The 19,295-nt window shown below is 40.3% G+C and carries 20 protein-coding genes; 3 read left to right on the forward strand and 17 right to left on the reverse strand.

What is annotated here, in order from left to right:
- Positions 1–54: 54 nt before the first annotated feature.
- Both HH214_RS22065 and HH214_RS07895 read right to left on the reverse strand, forming a co-directional pair.
- Positions 55–1,827: a TonB family protein gene (locus tag HH214_RS22065; RefSeq protein ID WP_169606803.1), complete on the reverse strand. Its 1,773-nt coding sequence runs from the start codon at positions 1,825–1,827 to the stop codon at positions 55–57.
- A 14-nt stretch (positions 1,828–1,841) separates the two neighbouring features.
- The gene (locus HH214_RS07895; RefSeq protein WP_169606804.1) at positions 1,842–2,213 is read right to left on the reverse strand and encodes a BlaI/MecI/CopY family transcriptional regulator; all 372 of its coding nucleotides are present in this window, start codon (positions 2,211–2,213) and stop codon (positions 1,842–1,844) included.
- A gap of 157 nt (positions 2,214–2,370) precedes the next feature.
- Here HH214_RS07895 and HH214_RS07900 point away from each other — a divergent pair, with 157 nt between their 5' ends.
- The gene (locus HH214_RS07900; RefSeq protein ID WP_169606805.1) at positions 2,371–3,804 is read left to right on the forward strand and encodes an MBL fold metallo-hydrolase RNA specificity domain-containing protein; all 1,434 of its coding nucleotides are present in this window, start codon (positions 2,371–2,373) and stop codon (positions 3,802–3,804) included.
- A 117-nt stretch (positions 3,805–3,921) separates the two neighbouring features.
- On the opposite strand, the gene HH214_RS07905 is transcribed toward HH214_RS07900, so the two are convergent.
- The 13 genes from HH214_RS07905 to HH214_RS07965 form a co-directional block, all read right to left on the reverse strand.
- Positions 3,922–4,662, reverse strand: coding sequence for a DUF4932 domain-containing protein (locus HH214_RS07905; RefSeq protein ID WP_169606806.1), 741 nt, complete (start codon positions 4,660–4,662; stop codon positions 3,922–3,924).
- Between the two features lie 361 nt (positions 4,663–5,023).
- The gene (locus HH214_RS07910) at positions 5,024–5,767 is read right to left on the reverse strand and encodes a DUF4932 domain-containing protein (RefSeq protein ID WP_169606807.1); all 744 of its coding nucleotides are present in this window, start codon (positions 5,765–5,767) and stop codon (positions 5,024–5,026) included.
- Between the two features lie 438 nt (positions 5,768–6,205).
- Positions 6,206–6,589: a hypothetical protein gene (locus HH214_RS07915; protein ID WP_169606808.1), complete on the reverse strand. Its 384-nt coding sequence runs from the start codon at positions 6,587–6,589 to the stop codon at positions 6,206–6,208.
- 163 nt (positions 6,590–6,752) lie between these two features.
- The gene (locus HH214_RS07920) at positions 6,753–7,754 is read right to left on the reverse strand and encodes a 5'-nucleotidase (protein ID WP_169606809.1); all 1,002 of its coding nucleotides are present in this window, start codon (positions 7,752–7,754) and stop codon (positions 6,753–6,755) included.
- A gap of 211 nt (positions 7,755–7,965) precedes the next feature.
- The gene (ffh, locus tag HH214_RS07925; RefSeq protein WP_169606810.1) at positions 7,966–9,294 is read right to left on the reverse strand and encodes a signal recognition particle protein; all 1,329 of its coding nucleotides are present in this window, start codon (positions 9,292–9,294) and stop codon (positions 7,966–7,968) included.
- A gap of 212 nt (positions 9,295–9,506) precedes the next feature.
- Positions 9,507–10,532 carry a DUF3078 domain-containing protein gene (locus HH214_RS07930; RefSeq protein WP_169606811.1) on the reverse strand — a complete coding sequence of 342 codons (1,026 nt, stop codon included), beginning with the start codon at positions 10,530–10,532 and terminating at the stop codon, positions 9,507–9,509.
- 163 nt (positions 10,533–10,695) lie between these two features.
- Complete coding sequence (locus HH214_RS07935; RefSeq protein ID WP_169606812.1) at positions 10,696–11,127, reverse strand: DUF1810 domain-containing protein; 432 nt, start codon at positions 11,125–11,127, stop codon at positions 10,696–10,698.
- Positions 11,128–11,226: 99 nt separating this feature from the next.
- The gene (locus HH214_RS07940; protein WP_169606813.1) at positions 11,227–11,736 is read right to left on the reverse strand and encodes a low affinity iron permease family protein; all 510 of its coding nucleotides are present in this window, start codon (positions 11,734–11,736) and stop codon (positions 11,227–11,229) included.
- 292 nt (positions 11,737–12,028) lie between these two features.
- Positions 12,029–12,355: a hypothetical protein gene (locus tag HH214_RS07945; RefSeq protein ID WP_248282233.1), complete on the reverse strand. Its 327-nt coding sequence runs from the start codon at positions 12,353–12,355 to the stop codon at positions 12,029–12,031.
- A gap of 2 nt (positions 12,356–12,357) precedes the next feature.
- Positions 12,358–13,110 carry a hypothetical protein gene (locus HH214_RS07950; RefSeq protein WP_169606814.1) on the reverse strand — a complete coding sequence of 251 codons (753 nt, stop codon included), beginning with the start codon at positions 13,108–13,110 and terminating at the stop codon, positions 12,358–12,360.
- A gap of 61 nt (positions 13,111–13,171) precedes the next feature.
- The gene (locus tag HH214_RS07955; protein WP_169606815.1) at positions 13,172–14,044 is read right to left on the reverse strand and encodes a glucosaminidase domain-containing protein; all 873 of its coding nucleotides are present in this window, start codon (positions 14,042–14,044) and stop codon (positions 13,172–13,174) included.
- Between the two features lie 147 nt (positions 14,045–14,191).
- Positions 14,192–14,716 (reverse strand): glucosaminidase domain-containing protein, encoded by a 525-nt coding sequence (locus HH214_RS07960; RefSeq protein WP_169606816.1) that lies wholly within the window; start codon positions 14,714–14,716, stop codon positions 14,192–14,194.
- A 3-nt stretch (positions 14,717–14,719) separates the two neighbouring features.
- Positions 14,720–15,358 carry an O-methyltransferase gene (locus tag HH214_RS07965; RefSeq protein WP_169606817.1) on the reverse strand — a complete coding sequence of 213 codons (639 nt, stop codon included), beginning with the start codon at positions 15,356–15,358 and terminating at the stop codon, positions 14,720–14,722.
- Between the two features lie 165 nt (positions 15,359–15,523).
- Between HH214_RS07965 and HH214_RS07970 the strand changes: the two genes are divergently transcribed.
- Positions 15,524–16,081, forward strand: a complete 558-nt coding sequence (locus tag HH214_RS07970; RefSeq protein WP_169606818.1) for an NUDIX domain-containing protein — start codon at positions 15,524–15,526, stop codon at positions 16,079–16,081.
- An 81-nt stretch (positions 16,082–16,162) separates the two neighbouring features.
- Entirely contained in the window at positions 16,163–16,897 is a 735-nt protein-coding gene (locus HH214_RS07975) for a lysophospholipid acyltransferase family protein (RefSeq protein WP_169606819.1), read from the forward strand.
- 72 nt (positions 16,898–16,969) lie between these two features.
- On the opposite strand, the gene HH214_RS07980 is transcribed toward HH214_RS07975, so the two are convergent.
- Together HH214_RS07980 and pepT are read right to left on the reverse strand one after the other, a co-directional pair.
- Positions 16,970–17,719 carry a class I SAM-dependent methyltransferase gene (locus HH214_RS07980; RefSeq protein ID WP_169606820.1) on the reverse strand — a complete coding sequence of 250 codons (750 nt, stop codon included), beginning with the start codon at positions 17,717–17,719 and terminating at the stop codon, positions 16,970–16,972.
- A gap of 91 nt (positions 17,720–17,810) precedes the next feature.
- Positions 17,811–19,052 (reverse strand): peptidase T, encoded by a 1,242-nt coding sequence (pepT, locus tag HH214_RS07985; protein ID WP_169611082.1) that lies wholly within the window; start codon positions 19,050–19,052, stop codon positions 17,811–17,813.
- Positions 19,053–19,295: the final 243 nt, after the last annotated feature.

The raw sequence follows: 19,295 nt of genomic DNA on the forward strand, positions 1-19,295 counted from the left end.
TAGGCCGTAAGCTTCAAGTATTAGTATAGTTATACTATCAGCTACTACCCTTATTTACTTTTTAGTAACAACAAATATAGTATCACGGCTTTGATTTTTTACAGCAGCCAAAGAGGAATGTTTAACTACATTTATACGTAAAATCCGGTCAGAAGGTGGCAAACTATGCTGCAATGAATTGTCTACTACTTTGCCGTCTACCAGAAAAACAGGCGATGATTGATTATTAGTAGCTGTTTTAGCATTCAGAGTCACATAGTAATACTTGGGGGTCACATTCATGAACTTTTGTGAAATACTACGCCCATAACCTACAACAGAGCCAGAATCTACCTTCTTCTCTGGTGTTGCTGGTATATTGTAGATAAGGTGGGTATACGATACTTTAGCTACATGCTTTGTAGTATCTACAACCTTTTTAGGTGACTCAACATCTTGTAAAGTGAACAAAACCGGAACGGTATATTGCACACGGACAGACTTACCATTTTGATGCCCAGGCACCCATTTTGGCGAAGCCGTTACTGCCCGTACAGCCTCTTCATCCAAGCCGCTACCGGGGCCACGTAAAGCTTTTACATCGCTCAGGCTACCATCTTTTTCTACCACGAAGGTAACAATAACCCGGCCTTGTACATTATGGTCGCGGGCTTCGGCAGGGTAACGTATCGTTTTGGATAAAAGCGTGTAAAAGCTTTCCATTCCGCCCGGAAACTCCGGTGCTACTTCAACAGCCGTAAAAAGTTCGTTATGCGGGTCTGCTTCACCAGCAGAGGTATTGGCTTCAGGTACTGCAAGCTCGGTTGTAGTAGCAGATTGCCCTGCATTCGTTTCTATATTATTTAAAGCCGGGTTCTGCTGTTCAATCACCGGCAAAGCTTGTTCTGCCAACGAATCTTTTGCAGGCGGCGGCGGTGGTGGAATGCTTTGCACAACCAGCTGCTCGGCTGGTTTAGCCAGCACCTGTGCTGCTTCGGTATGTACTGTTTTCATGATGCTGCTATTGTTGATAGTAGCAGATGATAAAGCCAGCATCAAAGCAAATAAAGGAGCCGAAAAACCGTATTTGATTAATGCACTGTAATGTGATTTATTTTTTTGCAGCATAACAATGCGCTGCTTTAATACACTATGGCTAAAAAACGGATTTAGTAGCTTATGCACAGGTGCATCAAAAGTTTGGTTGAGCAACAGCATAGCATATTCAGCTTTGCTGGCACCAGCTTTTACCGCAGTTTCATCGGCAATGAACTCATGAATATGCTTAATGGCATTACGGTACCAATACACTACCGGGTTAAACCAGTTCAAAATCATGATGGTTTCAATGAGCAATACATCGGCAGAATGCCATTGGCGGGCGTGCACTTCTTCGTGCGCTAATATTACATCCCGATTAGGCAGCTGCTCATCAACCTTAATTTTTTTAAAGAAAGACCAGGCCGCAATACCTGTACCCCGTTTTACAACCCGGCTTAGAATTAACAATTGCCACAACAGTCGTAAGCTAAGTATCACAATACCGCCTATATAAACCCAGGTCATAATCTCACCCAATGTAATTTGCTGGCTTTGTACAGGTTTAAACTGGTAAATTACTACTGCCGGACCAGCGCTGTAAATGGTTTGGTGTACCTTTTGGGTAATAAACCACTGCCGCACCCATGCTGATTGTATAAGCGGAATCAGGAATGATAACAGCGCCGAGCCTACCAGGTAGGCACGGTTGAGCTGAAAAAACGTTTCGCGACGCAACAGCAAAGCATAAAACCCGAAAAACAAAATCAGGTACAGGTTACACAGCAGTAAGTAATGCCACCAGGTCATAACACAACAGGTAATTATTTATCCTTAAACTTTTCAATCAGCTTCATGATCTCGTCTGCCTCTTTCACATTAATTTTTTCTTTCTGCACAAAAAATGAGAACATCCGCTTTACCGAATTATCAAAATAGCCGTTAAGCAGCTTATCGGCAGCAAAGGTTTGGTATTGTTCTTTGCTGATAATGGGATGGTATTCATGACTCTTGCCATAAGCTGTATGAGACACAAACCCTTTAGTTTCTAATATGCGAATAATAGTAGATACGGTATTGTAAGCCGGCTTAGGCTCAGGCAGTAAATCAATTACATCTTTCACGTAACCCTTTTTTATTTGCCAAAGCACCTGCATGAGCTGTTCTTCGGCCCGGGTCAGTTCTTTAATTTCCATAAGTAAGTTCTTTATTTAAATGCTTAACCGTTATAACGGCGCAAACTAAATACATTGTTTATAAAGCTACAACTAATTTTTTAGTGCACAAATTATTTTATAGTACCCGAACTTTTGCGAACGCCGGTAGTTTTGTAATCATTATAAACCTGTTCCTATGCATATTACGTTTCATGGTGCTGCCCGCAATGTAACCGGCAGCAAACATATTGTACAATTAAATGATGGCACTACCCTATTGCTCGACTGCGGCATGTTTCAGGGTTTAGGCGAGAAAACCGAAAACATGAATGAGCACTTTGGCTTTAACCCGGCTAAAGTGGATTACATGATATTATCACACGCGCACATTGACCATTGTGGGCTGATACCTAAACTGGTAACCGAAGGTTTTGACGGGCAGATTTTTTGTACCGCCCCTACTATGGAACTGGCCCGCATACTCATGATGGATTCGGCCCGCATACAGCAGCAGGATGCTGATTACGTAAACAGGCACCATAAGAACGATAATGAGAAAAGCAGCAGCACCTTATATACCGAAGAACAAGCTATTGATGCCCTGCGCCTGTTTAAAATTGTAGATTATAACGAAGATTATGAAATTACGCCCCGCATTAAATTTTGTTTTACAGATGCCGGACACATGATAGGCAGCGCCGCCGTTCATTTAAGCCTGCTGGAAGAAGGCAAATACACGCATCTTACCTTTAGCGGCGATGTAGGCCAATACAGTGATTTATTGCTGCGCAGCCCGCAGAAATTCCCGCAGTCGGATTATATCATTCTAGAATCTACCTACGGTGATTCATTACATACAGAGGTTGACCCTATTGAAGATACCTTGCGTGAAATAATTGAGCAAACCTGCTTGCGCAACAATGGCAAGGTAATCATTCCCGCTTTCAGCGTAGGCCGTACGCAAGAATTACTCTATGCACTAAATGCCTTGGAACTAAAAGGTGTGTTGCCTGATGTACCTTACTATGTGGATAGCCCATTATCTGAAAAAGCTACCCAGGTCATTAAAGATCATCCGGAGGTATATAACGATCAGGTTAATGAAGTTTTGAAGGTAGATCATGATCCGTTTGCCTTTAAAGGTTTACAGTTCATCCAATCCACCGAAGAATCAATAGCCTTGAACAGCGATCCGCGGCCTTGTGTTATTATATCTTCGTCGGGTATGGCCGAGGCTGGCCGGGTAAGGCATCACATCAAAAACAACATCGGCAACGAAAAAAATGCCATCATGATAGTAGGTTATTGTGAGCCTAACTCATTAGGTGGTCACCTGAGCCGGGGTGATAAGCAGGTGTACATTTTTGGAGACCCGTACGAGGTGCATGCCCAAGTACATGTAGTACAATCTATGAGTGCACACGGCGATTATGAAGATTTATTAAAGTTCCTGTCGTGCCAGAACCCAGCGGAAGTAAAAAAAGTATTTCTGGTACATGGCGAATACGAAGTTCAGCAAAAGTTTGCCAAGCGCGTTCAGGATGCTGGCTTTGCCCATGTAGAAATTCCGTACCAACACCAGAAAGTGGAACTGGTAGATGAAACCCTAGAAGCAAACAAGGAAGACTAACCCAATATTATACACGGGAAAACCGTGTTGATGGCATTCAACACTTCGACATGATTGCAAATACAAAAGGCCACCTTGAATAAGGTGGCCCTTTTAAATATTTAACCTAATTATTGTTTATTCTACCGACTGCCTACCAGTAGCTGTACCATTCATGGCATAGCTGATACCTTTGGCAGAAAGGCGAGGAAAAATGATACATTCACTATAGGCATGCCCTTTAATTTCCATAGTACCTGCATAAGCCTTAGTTAGCGGCGATAAAACAAGCTGGTAGCTATCTACCTTATTGTTCACCTTTTTTTGTGCTTCTGCAAAGGTGAACAGGCTATTAGCCTGTTGTATCATTTCGCTGTATAATATTTGGTGATGATTGTAAAACTCGTTAAAGTTAGTTTCCTTATAGAAGCTTTGCAGCAACGGAGCATAACGTTTAAAATCTACCTTGTTCAAGTCGATACGATAGTTTTCTTTTAATACCACCCGACCATGATTTAGCTGAAAAGCGTACAAGCCATCCAGATAGCATTTAATCATTCTCGGATTGCGGCTTAAATCGGCATTCAGACGGGCAACGCCTTTATGATCTTTGTATTTGCTAAACCAAGCCATTAGATCCTGGTAGTAAGGCGTATTGCGATTAATGATAGCGGTGTCTTTCTGGGCTAGATCGGTAAGGGCCAGCATGGCATATCCCAACTCGAAGGTTTCCGGCACTTCAGCCGATACTTTACCGGAATTGGCATTAATGTACCTGGAAGTATAGCGGGAAGCCACATTATAACTCTGGCAGCTACCTAGCATTAAAGTGGCTGCAGACAGCACTAAGGCTATGGCGGAGGTTAAACGGCGTGACATATTGTTGAAAGTGTAAGTGGTTGTTGTAAACTAATTATCTGCAACAAATCAGGCAAGTTGTATGCCGTGAAACCACCTAATACATGTTATAACCGCTAAAAGAGCCGTTTTACAGAAATAATAAGGCAAATTGATAATGAAAATAGCTTATTAACCTCCTATTAAGTAGTTTATCATCAATTATTATTTGGAATCCAGCGCTTAATAAAAGTGTTGAACTAGTATCTTGTTGCGACAAGTGTAGCATTTACTCAACACATTATTGCACATAATTACACACCTATACACATCATTAAAGCTCCAGCGCATAAAAAAGGCTGCCTGATACAGGCAGCCAATCACTTATTAATCAGAACTTGTATTACTCGGTAGGTTTGTTCAGCGCCATCATATCTGACATCATGTAACGGGTACCCTGAGCTGTTGCCAGTGGCGGAAAGATAATGCACTCACTATAACCACGTCCTTTTATTTCCATAGTGCCGGCATAAGCCTTAGTTAATGGCGACAAGATTATCTGGTAACCTTTCACATTGGTGTTCAGGCTTTTTTGTACTTCGGCAAAGGTGAATAAGCTATTAGCGTTTTGCACCATTTCGTGGTATAGGTCTTCGTGCTGGGTATAAAACTCGTGAAAATTGGTTTGCTTATAAAAGTTTTGCAGTAGCAGTGCATATCCTTTAAAATCAACTTTATTTAAATCAATACGATAGTTGCTTTTTAAACTTACCCGATTGTACTTTACCTGCAAAGCGTATAAGCCATCCAGATAATTTTTAATTCTTTTAGGATTACGGCTTAGGTCGGCATTCAGGCGCATTACCCCTTTATGGTTTTTGTATTTGCCAAAGCGGGCTATCAAATCTTGATAGTAAGGTGTGTTATGGTTAATAATGGTGGTATCCTGCTGTGCTAAATCGGTAAGGGCCAGCATAGCATAACCTAGCTCAAAAACCTCGGGTACCTCAGCCGATACTTTACCTGTGCTGGTTTTAATGTATTGTGAATTATAACGGGAAGCCACATCATAACTTTTACAACTATTCAGGAATAAGGCAGCCGCAAACAGCACAACGGCTACAATAAGGGTAATTTTTCGTGACATATTACTTATTATTTAGGAAGATTGTAAACAACTGCTTTTAAGCTATTTACTTGCTTTATATGCCCTAAAATTAGATAACCCCTGTACTGACCAGCAACTTAAAGCACAGATTGTACCGCAAAATGCCTACTAAATGCGAAAACTTTGTAAGCCGACGAGAAATAGTGATAACTATGAAAAGAAATAAATGACACAGAATGGCAACTTAGAAATATGTAGGAAATAGCATGTTTCTTTTATGAAGGTACTCGTATGATTAAACGATTTTACAGGAAACCTAAGCAGGTAAATAGAATCCTACAGCGGGCTGCAGATCAAGAAGAGCGTAGTTAGTGAATGCAGAACAGCTATTAGTAGATGAATGAGAACACTTAAACAGAACTAACGCAGTAAAATACCACTGCGTTAGTTAAATATTTTTCAAAAGAGTTATGCTGCTTATTTGCCGATAGCGACCGATAATATGCACACGGCAATTACATTAATAAGCAATATAACCGACCATATATTTTTATTGTTACGGCTTAATATAGCCAAGCGGCTGTTCAGGGCAGTCATCCACTGGTTATTAAGCAATACAAAATAGTTACACAGCATAAAAAGCACCATACCCAGCAGCATAGCAGTAGCTCCTGCCGCATTCAAATGCCCAATACCTGAATTTAAAATAACCTGCAAAATCAGCATGGCACCGGTTAACAATACAATAAACAAGAAGCTAATATTGAACAAGGTTTTAGGCTGCGGTATTTCGCCTTGTCCGAAGTTTTTAACAATCCACCGATGCAGCTTTACGTAGAGGGTTTGATACTGGCTAATCATGGCAAAAAAGATTAAGTTAAAATTATAGTTGGTTTAGTACATCACAAGCATGGTTTTTAAACTATATTTGTATGTTAATACAATATTAAATTTTGGATTTTGGTTTTCAAAAAATATTTTATTTTAACTAATTAGCTATTAACTACATATTAGTAGCTAAAACTCATTTACTACTTGAAGAAATCTTTTTAATTTCTCTTTTATTTAATACTTCAGGATCAATAATTGTTAATTCATCATTTTTCACGAACAGAGGCGATGTTGATCTATACGGGACCTTAGCCGATGGTACTACGGATTTTGCTGGTATTAAATGGGTATCTTGATCATCAAAAAAGATATGAGCTTTAAACGCTTTTAAAACTTTATCTTTTGAAAGCCCACCCAAAAAAAATGCTTCATCAACGTACACATCCCATTCTCGTAAGGTATTCAACACTCGCATATGAGAAGGGCTATTACGTGCTGTAACAATAGCAATCCTCAACGGAGAGAGTTCTACGCCTGTTTCCATTTTTCTTTGAATTTTAGATAAAGTCTTCAATAATTTAGCATAAGGCCCTTCATTTAGTGGTACAATAGAATTAGTACTCTCATTTTCATGAAATGCTTCAATACCTTCTGCTTTATAAATTTGTTCTGAATCATCTGAAAAAACGACTGCATCTGCATCAAAAGCAATTCTAACTGTTGTTGTTTCAGGAATAAAGCCTTGCGGTGGCTCATAAATTAATGCTGCTGCAGCTATTCCTGAATCAATAATTTTCTGCACATCTACTTCATCCTTAGATAAAAATAAATCTACATCAAAAGCCTCAATATAATCATATAATGATTCACCTCCAGTAAATGCAGATCTGGTTATATCTAAACCATAATATTTTATTGAGTTCAGCACCCTGATCCCAGTTTCAGGACTATTACGTGACATAACAATAACTTCAACTAATCGAGTTCCTTGTGGAGCTAAAGAGTTTAGGTTTAATAAAGCATTAACTAAATAGAACCCTGTACCTTTTTCTAATATAATCCCTTCCCTATCTTTTTGATATTTCCTGTATTCCACTATACCCTGTTCTTGAAACAATTTATTCTCTGCTTCCAAATCAAACAGTGCACGAGTCGAAATACCAACGACTAAAGTATCTGCAAATGACAATGGCATACTTGTATCCTCTTATGTTATAAGTAAATATACATTTTATTAAAAAACAACTAAAATGAATTTAAGTATTAACAGTGATTGTCGGAGTTCCCAGACTTCGCTACAAAACACAAGCTCTACAAACGCAAAAACCGCCATGCCAAAAATCAGCATAGCGGTTTTATATTTTAGAAAGTCTTGATTCCTGACTCTATACTCTTGGCTCTAAAGCCTACATTTTAGGCATGCGGCGCATTAAGTTGGCCATAGCAGCAGGATTGCTTACCTGCTTCATCACTTTACGCATATCTTCAAACTGCTTAATCAGGCGGTTTACCTCTTCAAGTTTGGTACCTGAGCCTTGAGCAATACGGTTACGGCGACTTTGGTTGATGCTATCCGGGTTTGATTTTTCATAAGGCGTCATAGATTGGATAATGGCCTCAATGCCTTTAAAAGCATCATCGCCAATTTCTACATCTTTCATCATTTTACCTACGCCCGGTATCATACCCATCAGATCTTTCATGTTACCCATTTTCTTGATCTGCTGTATCTGGCTGTAAAAATCGTTAAAATCGAACTTGTTCTTGCGTATTTTCTTTTGCAGCTCTGCCGCTTCTTTCTCGTCGAACTGTTGCTGGGCACGTTCTACCAACGATACTACGTCACCCATACCCAAAATACGGGAAGCCATACGATCAGGGTGGAAAACATCCAGCGCTTCCATCTTTTCGCCCGTACCAATAAACTTAATTGGCTTGTTCACTACCGATTTAATCGACAGCGCCGCACCACCGCGGGTATCACCGTCCAGCTTGGTTAATACCGCACCGGTAAAGTCTAAACGCTCGTTGAACACCTTAGCCGTATTCACCGCATCCTGACCGGTCATGGCATCTACCACAAACAAAATCTCGTGTGGATTTACGGCAGCTTTCACCTGCTCAATCTCGCGCATCATGGCTTCGTCAATAGCCAAACGACCGGCGGTATCAATAATGACCACGTTGTTGCCGTTTTGCTTAGCCTGCGCAATACCCTCGCGTGCAATAGCCACCGGATCTTTCGATTCCAGGTTAGCATACACCGGAATACCGATTTGCTCGCCCAATACCTGCAACTGGTTAATCGCCGCAGGGCGGTATATGTCATCAGCTACCAGTAAAGGTTTTTTGTTTTTCTGTGTTTTCAGGAAGTTAGCCAGCTTACCACTGAAAGTGGTTTTACCCGCACCGTTCAAACCTGCAATCAAGATAACGGTTGGCGTAGCCGGAAAATTCAGTTCGCTAGTGCTGCCACCCATCAGGGCAGTCAGCTCATCATTCATAATTTTGGTGAGCAATTGCCCCGGCGAAATGGTGGTGAGTACATTTTCGCCCAATGCCTTTTGCTTAACCTCATCGGTGAAGCTTTTGGCGGTTTTATAGTTTACGTCGGCATCCAGTAAGGCTTTTCTAATTTCCTTCATGGTTTCGGCCACGTTAATTTCGGTAATGCTTCCTTGCCCCTTCAGTACTTTAAACGCCCTGTCGAGCTTGTCGGAAAGATTTTCAAACATGTTGTTTTCTTCTGTTTTACTTTAAAACACCAAAGTTAAGAAATTGACAGATAAGTTATTCAGGCTAAATTGAAAAGACCTTATTTCTTAGTTTATGCAATAAATTAGCAACCTGTATTTCTTGAGTTGTATTGAATTAGCAACCCACTTTCAATTTGAATTCAAAAACCTAACCCAACGGCAACTTACAGCAGATGAATGGCTGTCTTGTTTTACGGGAACTTGTACAATATACCAAAAGTCAGATTTTCTGTTCCTTGTATTTTATGTGAAGTATCATAATCATACAAGCCTGTGCCGGTAATAGAAACACTTACCCAACGGTTTACTTTGGCTGATAGGGTTGCATCCAAACGATGATCAATATATACTAGGCTACGTCCGTAAGGAATGAACAATGCATAACGGGTGTTTAGGTGCAGGTTGGTTGCAATGTCTTTATCATAAGTAGATACTACTTGGAAGGCAATCTCATTTTTGAAAGTACTATGTCGACGAATACCGTAGTAGGTAGTATCCTTAGGCAGAATCGTGGTATCTAAAACGAATGTTTGACGAGCAGTACCGGTACCAATACGTAAATCAAAAGCTTTGTTAGGCTTGTACTCAAAACCGACAGATTCGGTAATGTAACCAGGCGCCATAAAACGGGAAATAAGTATAGGAGGATCCGGATCATTATACTGGAAACCTTTATCAAACTGCGATTCAAAGTCTACAGAGGCAAAGAAATACCACTTTTTAGATAATTGAGTAGCTATTTTGTTGTCCCAGAAAATACGGTCGTTAGTTTTGCGCGACATTTGGTCTTTGTTTTTCGACCGTCCGTATTGCAAAATCAGTTCAGAAGTATAATCCAGTGGAGACTTGTTGTATTCCAGTTTATAATCCAGGTTACCGTTCAGTGCAAAAGAGTTCACCCCACCCGCGCTCCAGTTGTTACTAAATTGCGATTGACTGAAATTTAACCCGAAGATTACATTTTTATGCCAGTAGCTCACCTTATAATCCAGCATGGTTACAGGTATTTGTTCAGGCCGTACCTGCACAGCCGGTAATAACCGGGGCAAAGCATTACGCCGTGGCTCAATACGATACTGATTAAGCAGGTTAGTATCTACTATAATGCTGGCCCGGCGAATGCTGTCAAGCTTCAAACTATCTTTTTGCAGGCTATCACGACTGAAGGCCAAGCGCCGCAAGCTATCACGGCGTAAACTATCAGTTTGTTGGGCCATCAGCACGGAAGAAGTTAGCAGTAGTATAAAAAATAATGCGAGGCCAGCTTTCAACATAGAAAACAAAAAAAGCAAAAAACACCTTGTTAAAAAAATTTATCTTTTAAAATAAACGTAAAAGCATTTTTCACTTTTCAACCTGGTAGCACTTTAATGTACACCTTTACAATTTCTTTCCAATAATCTTTAAGGTTTGAGCATCTGGTTGGCCGCTAAAAAATTTACGCAGCAACTCTTTGAAAACCGAAGAGGCGTCTGGTAAAGCAGCAAATAAGGTTATGCACGATCTTAATTTTAAATCATCCGGGCTGCCGAGTATTTGATGCGCACTACTGCTAGGCAACTTCAGCAATTCTTCACAAATTTGAACCAGTCGGCTACCTAATACCGGGTTTTTATAATAAGCTTCTGCCTCATTAATGTCTTTTATACCATAATACCTGGAAGCTTCACTAAATCCTAAACCTTGAATTTGCGGAAATATATACCACATCCAATGGCTTCTTTTGTGGCCTTGTTTTACTTCTGCCAAGGCGGTATCGTAATCTGACTTTTGTGCGTCGATGAACCGTTGTAAACCATTTTGCTGAGCCATATGCTTTATTGTTAATTAAATAATTTGTTTGTAAAAAGCCAAAATTTAAAAGTACCAGTACCGTGCCGTTAAACACTGCAACCTTAATGCTTGTCTTCTTTAATCTTTATCAATTTTATCGTCAGATTTACGTTTGTTGGTTGCTTCCTTGATTTTCTCTTTCTTTTCCTGCAAATCTTCTGCGGCATCAATAGAGTGTGATCTATGAATATCACCATCCTCTTCTGCCATATCCGATAGCTTGGCGTAAAACTTACGCAAATCATCCAACTCTCTTTCCGTTAAATCTTCAATATCTACCATCCGGTTACTGGTAAACCTGTTGGCAGCAATTAGTTCATTCAATTTAAGTTGAATAGCTTTAGATTCTTTATTCTGGGCCTTCTGAATTAGGAATACCATCAGGAAAGTGATAATTGTAGTACCTGTGTTTATTACCAACTGCCAGGTTTCAGAGTAATGAAATACTGGCCCTGTAGCTCCCCAAACAATAACCGCCAAACAAGCCAATATAAATGCACTTGAACTACCAGTCCAAGCGGTTACCCGATTAGAAAATTGCTCAAAGAAACTATTTTGTGGTTTTTCATTAGATGGTGTAGTTGCCATAGTATCATGTTATTCTTATAAAGAGTAACACACTACAAGGCATTTTGTAGTTACACCTTTTGTAAAATCTCTATTCTAATCAATCATTGTATATGTAGGTTTCTTTAAAGATAAATAGCAGCTATAACAACATAGCTAAAATTCACTATACTATTTTACCAACTTTATCAAGCTATTGCAAATGGGTATCTTAATTTATTTACCCAAAAGAAGCTTACCTGTAAGCTGATAACAAAGTGAAAATATCAAGAATAGAATAATGGAGTTGTATTTAAGAAAAGTTTGATCTGAACTATTTAAAATAGAAACGCCAAGCCCACAAGCGACGGTGCTGTAAGTAAGTACTATCCCTTTCGCATCGGTATGCTTCTCTCTCGAAAACGATATTTAAATAAGCCTGATCGTGGTTACGATACTTATATAGATTGAAAAGGTAATTCAACAGGTAAAGCAGATAAAATGGGATAATGAACAACTCTTCAGCCTGCTTCATGTGGATGGTTTCATGCCGGATGATTACCGGATCATGTGCATCAGTCGGCTTTTGCACCAGAATGAAAGGGTACACCGCCATTCCGCTTACCTTAAGCCGCCGAACCACCATTACCGGATAAGGCATACTTATTTTTCTTCTGTTAATTTAAAGGGAACCAAAGCTGTGGTACGTGATGGGTATCGTAAAAACCGTTTCACGTTAGATTTAATGTAAGTTATAAAGTCATAATCGTTAGCCGTAGTAACCATGTAATAACTGGGCCGGTAACTCGTCATAAAGTTGGTAAGCTGCGGATCCTGCAAGCCGGTAATTTGCTGTACAAAAACTTTGTTAAACCGATAATCAATCACATTTTGACGATAATCACGATCAATCTCTTCCCGCAAACGGGCAGCATTACGACCACTTCGGCTCAACATATTCCAGATGGCATCAATACTGATACCGGCACCAAAGCCTGGCGATGTGCTGAGTATATCTCTATTGCTTAACACGCCGTAAGCTTTATTATATTGCTGCTTAATTAAAGCCAGCCTTTGCTGCGGACTCATCAGTGTATCTCTGATGTTTACATCTTTTAGCATAATAGCCATAGGTTTAATGTAAACGGCTAAATCGGCTGTATTCTGTAACTTTAATGTATCGGCAAAGTAGCCCTGCTTGTTAAATACCAGCAAATCGCCAGCTCGAGCGTTGATTTTAAAATCGGCTTTTAGGGTATTGTACACTGTTTCGCCACTGCGCGTATTATGAATACTTACTTTGGCTATACGCTCTTGTGTGGTTTTGCTAAACACAATGCCCGACACGGGCTTTTCTTGCGAAAAACCTGCAATCGCCCATACAAGGCCCAGCAAAAACAACAACACAATCTTCATTAATCCGCAAAGTTAGCCTAAAGCTTAAGGAGTTAACGCCATTTAACACAATTTAACCAAACTAACGTGATACTACCAGCTTCTGCCCTATTTTAATATCATTATCGGCCATATTGTTTAGCGTTTTTAACTCCTCTATCGTCAATCCAAAACGTTTGGATATATTGTATAGTGTATCGCCGGTGCCTACCGTATATAATTTATTAGTAGGGGCATTAAGAATAAGGGAATCTTTTACGGCTTTACCGATATTTTGGTTGATTTGCGCCAGCACCCGGTCTTCGCGTTTAATTTTCTGTATTTCACCTTCAGGACGATCATACTGATCTAACTGATACTTCTGGATAGCATTAATCAGCAACTGCGGATAATTAGGGTTAGTGGCATAACCTGCCTCTTTTAACCCGTAAGCCCAACTTTGATAATCGTTCTTATCTAGTTCAAACAAATGGGCGTAGCGTTTACGCTTTAAAAACTCCGAATGGTCGCGGTAAGAATCTTCTGGGTTATTATATACCCGAAAGGCATCATTAGGCCGGTCATCATCTTTGTAATAAACACGCCCTTTCCAATCGCTGGTGTTTTTAATACCGAAATGATTGTTAGCTACTCTAGCCAGTTCGCCATTGCCAAAACCAGATTCAAAAAGGCCTTGTGCCAGGGTGATACTGGCGGGTATGCCATACAGGTTCATTTCCTGTATAGCTATTTTTTTAAAATGTTCAATGTATTGGGTAACGGTGTATGAGCTATAAGCCGTAATAGCCTGCTGGTTTTCATTCCGGATGAGCTCATTATTGCGGCGGGCTTCTTCTTTCGAGATACCACTATAAGCTGTAGCAGTAGTTGCGGAGCTGGATTTCACCAGATTTTTACGAGAAGAACAAGCCGATAACAAGGCAGCAGCCATCAGCAGTACTACTATTTTTTTCATCACAGTTAAATTTCAGGGGAGCTATTATGAATAAAAACGTCGTTACAAAGTACTTGTACTACCTTTGCCAATTGCATAAACGCTATGCCTGTGCAAAGATTGCTTTGTACCTTATAACGACGTGGAAATTACTTTTGTTAGCTTTTCTTAGTGCTGTTTAGGCGCAGCCTGAGTAGAATCGGGTTCTTCATCAAAGGCGTGCAGTTCATATTTGTGGATAAGACCCAATACCTGCGAACCCCATTGATGGCTACTGGCATAGCCGCTGTGCTGAATACCTTTTACCCAACCTTTATAATCATAATGAGATAGCTGATCAGCCAAGCGGCTAAACTGTTTACGTTCAGTCATTACCCGGGCAAAATCCTGAAAAGAATCGAATGCAGAATCGTACTGTTTATAGGATGAGTGTACATGCTTGCGTCCGGTATATGATACAGGGCTGGTACCTTTCATACCAAAGTGATTGTTCTGTGTACGAGCCAGTTTGCTGTTTCCGCTAGCTGATTCGTGCATAGCAATAGCTAAAATGATACTGGCAGGTACACCGCTCTCGTGCATAATGCGAATGGCATTATCTTTGAACTTATCAATATAGGATTTGGAAGTGGTCTGTGCTGAAGCAGCAAATGTTGAGATTAGTAAACAGGTAATCAGTAGGATTTTCTTCATAATTTATTTTTTCCTGATGACGAGTACGCCGTCGCGCACAGGTAATATCAGTTTTTCAACCTGTGTGTTAACAGCAATCTGGTCATTTAGTTTTCTGAAAAGTTGTGTATCGACATCTTTTGCCTCGCCGTACACCTTTCCTTTCCACAAAACATTATCAATTATTATTAAACCTCCCGGTTTCGTTTTATTTATAATTAACTCAAAATAAGTCAAATTGCTCTTCTTATCTGCGTCAATAAAACTAAGATCAAAATTATTTTCCGGAATTGCAAATATAATTTGCTGTGCATCACCAATATGCAGCTCAATTCGGTCGTCAACACCAGCTAATTGGTAGTTTTTTCGCAAGGTTTCTTCCTGCTCGCGGTTCACTTCAATAGTGTGCACTTTACCTCCTTCGGCCAACCCTTCAGCCAGGCAAATGGTAGCATAACCAGTAAATGCGCCCACCTCCAAAATCAGCTTAGGCTGCACTATCTTGCTCAGCATACTTAATAGCCGACCCTGATAGTGTCCCGACAGCATATTGGGCTTTAGCTGCTTCAAGTAGGTTTCGCGGTTTATTTCACGTAACGCCTCAGGTTCCGGGTCGCAGTGCGTATCTAAATAAGCTTGCAATTGCGGATCTAAAATCTCCATGCGGCAAAGTTAGGTAATTTGTATATGGTGGTTTTACAATTTATATTCATGCCTAAGTTTTTACCTTCTAACAATATATCTCAAAGCCAGTCCTCTTAGCTCAAGGTATATCAGGCAAAATACCAAGCAGTTTTTGCACAGGTAAAATTATTTATTTTTGTGGCTATGCAATCAACTGAAAACCCTTGGCAGATAGTTTCTAAAAAAACAATATATGATAACCCCTGGATTAGCCTTATTCACCATGAGGTTATCAACCCGTCAGGCAACGCAGGTATTTATGGAAAAGTACATTATAAGAATTGGGCTATAGGCGTACTTCCTTTAGATGACGAACTGAATACTTACTTAGTAGGACAATACCGTTTTGTACTCAACCAATACAGCTGGGAAATGCCGGAAGGTGGCGGCCCTTTAGGCACTGATCCCTTGGATGCGGCCAAACGGGAACTACTAGAAGAAACCGGCTTAAAAGCCCGCGAATGGACCAAACTTCACGATTTTCATTTATCTAATTCGGTAGGTAATGAGTTCGGACAAATCTATTTAGCACGTGGCTTGGAACAATTTGAAGCTGAGCCGGAAGAAACTGAAGAATTGCAAGTGCGTAAAGTGCCATTTAGCGAAGTGTACCGTATGGTATGCAACAGTGAGATAACCGACTCCATGACAGTAGCTGCAGTATTGCGCGTACAACTTATGATACTGGAAGGCAAAATTTAGTACTTACCGGCTTAGTATCTTGTTAGTTAAAGCCTATTTTTGCACTCTCCTTTTGAAAGGATGAGGGACTTAAATGAATTTATGAGAAAACTTTTAGGTTATATTCTATCGGCTTTTCATTATCTGGCTTTTGGCTTGTTTCTGGGTATTTTCCAGCCGATACAATGGTTATGTTACCGGCTGGGCGGCTATGGGCCGCATAAACGCGTAGTTGATATACTGAATGGATGTTTAACCAGTACTTACTATTTATTGGGCAACCGGGTCAGCTTCACCAATCGGCAACAGCTACCTTTTAACCGTCCTATTATTTTTATTGCGAACCACCAAAGCATGTATGATATACCACCATTGATTTACCACCTGCGGAAATATCATGCTAAATTTATATCTAAAATTGAACTGCTCACCAAAGGTATTCCGTCTATCTCATACAACCTGAAAGTAGGTGGCGGCGCCAATATTGACCGTAAAGACCCGCGGCAATCCATTACCGAACTGGTAAAATTAGCTACCCGCATGAAAGACAATAACTGGTCGACCGTTATTTTTCCGGAAGGTACACGCTCTAAAGATGGACGGGTTAAAGCCTTTCAATCAGCTGGGGTGGCTACCATCCTGAAAAAATGCCCTAATGCTTTGTTAGTTCCTATTGCTATCAATAATTCCTGGAAAATGGTACGCTATGGCATTTACCCACTCAGCACCTTTGAGCATTTAACCTTTGAAATACTCCCGCCTATTGAACCCAATGGTCAGCCAGCTGATGCGCTGCTAAAGCAAATACAGGAAATGATTGCTGCGAAAGTGGGATAAATTGATGAAATAAGTTAAAAATCTTCAATTCTCTTTTTATAACAGCAGGCTAAATACTTTTTTTACGTTATGCTATGCTTTTACTGCTTTTACCACAATATAGGGCGATAGCGCTTTGCTTTCTACCGGAACAAGCTTAGTGGCTACTTTACCGGTTAGCCACAACGTTTTTAAAAAAGCTTTAGTTGCAGCACTTTGCTGATCTCGATTTTCCAACCATACTGAAAAATGCCCATAGTAGTAAGCTTCTACATTTTGCAAACCCAACTGCTTGCAGTACTCCGCCAGTAAAGACGGGTTCATGCTGCTGATGTTGTGCTTGCTGTAATTATCCATATCATAATTACGTTGTACCCAACCATTTACACCGGTAAAATTAGGCAGTGTAATGAACAATGTGCCGCCAGGTTTCAAAAACTGCAAATGGCGGTTAATAATATCTTTAGTATCATTAAAATGCTCAATCAACCCGCAGGATAGCACCAAATCATACTGTTGTTGTGGTTGATACTTAAACAAATCACCTTCAATTACCTGAACATCCTGATTAGTTAACCCATTAGCCGATAATACCTGCTTTAGTACTGGTTGATGTACATAAAAATCGAATAAGGTAGTGTTCAGGCCAAAATACTTTTTCAGGAAAATAGCATAGTAGCCTGGAAAGCCTCCTAGTTCAATAGCCGTTTTGATGGATGAATTGCCCAACAGCTTTTTAAACAACTGATGAAAAGTATAAGTGGGTGGCACGGCAAAAGCTAGTCCCTTCTTGGATTCCCAATAATTAGCCCAAAATTTACGGTCGGTGAGTTCGTTGCTCATGTAAACTACAAAGAAACTAAAATGAATTTAAAAACAGCGTGGCAAAACAAAGCCCAATATTGACCTTCTTTTGCCACAACTCACTTGGGTATTAACTGCGTTCTTCCCAAACCGCACACAGGTGCATAATGGTTTCCACCGCTTTTTGCATATCCTGAACCGATACCCATTCCTGCCGCCCATGAAAGGCATGTTCGCCGGCAAAAATGTTTGGGCAAGGTAACCCCATGAATGATAATCGTGAACCATCTGTACCACCCCGAATGCTGCATAAACGGGCATCCAATCCGGCACGTCGTATAGCTTCCATACCGTAATCAGTAATTTGCGGATGCTGATCCAGCACCTGCTTCATGTTGCGATATTGCGGTTTTACCTGCAATTGGTAAGAAGAGTTTGGATAATTATTCAACACCTGCTGAGCAATCTGCTCAATTACCGTTGCATGCTGTTTCAATTTATCTTTTTCAAAATCGCGAATAATAAATTCGATGGTAGCTTGCTCTACATGGCCGGTAATGCCAACCGGGTGTACAAAGCCCTGCTTATCCTCTGTGCCTTCGGGCGATAGATCGGCAGGTAATGCAGCTACTATCTGCCCTGCAATTTTGATAGCACTTTCCATTTTACCTTTGGCAAAACCAGGATGTGCACTAACGCCATGAATAATCAGCTTGGCACCATCAGCCGAAAAGGTTTCATTCTCCATATTGCCAGCGGTTTCACCATCAATGGTGTAACCGGCAAAAGCGCCAACTTTCTGTAAATCTATCTTGTCTACACCACGACCAATTTCTTCATCAGGGGTAAACAGTACTTTAATAGTACCATGTTTAATTTCCGGGTGATGGATTAACTGGTAGCAAGCATCCATAATTTCAGCTACACCGGCTTTATTATCTACCCCAAGTAGCGTAGTGCCGCTGGCTGTAATAATATCATTGCCTAATTGATTCTTCAGCTCAGGGTGTTCTGCCATTCGCAACACCTGTGCAGTATCATCAGGCAGTACTAAATCCTGCCCTTGATAATTATGGTGAATGATGGGTTTCACCCCCTCACCGCTACAATCCGGCGAAGTATCCATGTGCGAGCAGAAACAAATAACCGGCACATCAGTCTTATCTGTATTGGGTGGCAACGTAGCATACACATAGCCATATTCATCCAAGTGGGCATCGGCAATGCCCATCTCTAATAATTCTTTTACTAAAATCTTACCCAAGTTTTTCTGTTTCTCAGTAGAAGGGTAAGTGGTAGATTCAGGGTCTGATTGTGTATCAATAGTTACGTAACGCAAAAAGCGATCGGTAACGGTAAAATCTAAAGGCATCATGTTAACGATTAATAAACGGTGCTATACAAAAATGGAACTTTTATAGTTAGCACGTGAGCTAAATGCATTATTTTTCCTTTCTCTTTATCAAAGGCGAGTATTAGGCACATTGCTCCTTTAATTATGATTAGCAATTCTATCTTTATCCTATCCCTATCAATACAGAGATGGCTTCGTACCTCGCCATGACACAGTTTAACGTTTAAAATTACAGAACCATAAATAATCTTTTTCAGTGAC

The sequence above is a fragment of the Mucilaginibacter robiniae genome, assembly GCF_012849215.1.
Taxonomy (GTDB): domain Bacteria; phylum Bacteroidota; class Bacteroidia; order Sphingobacteriales; family Sphingobacteriaceae; genus Mucilaginibacter; species Mucilaginibacter robiniae.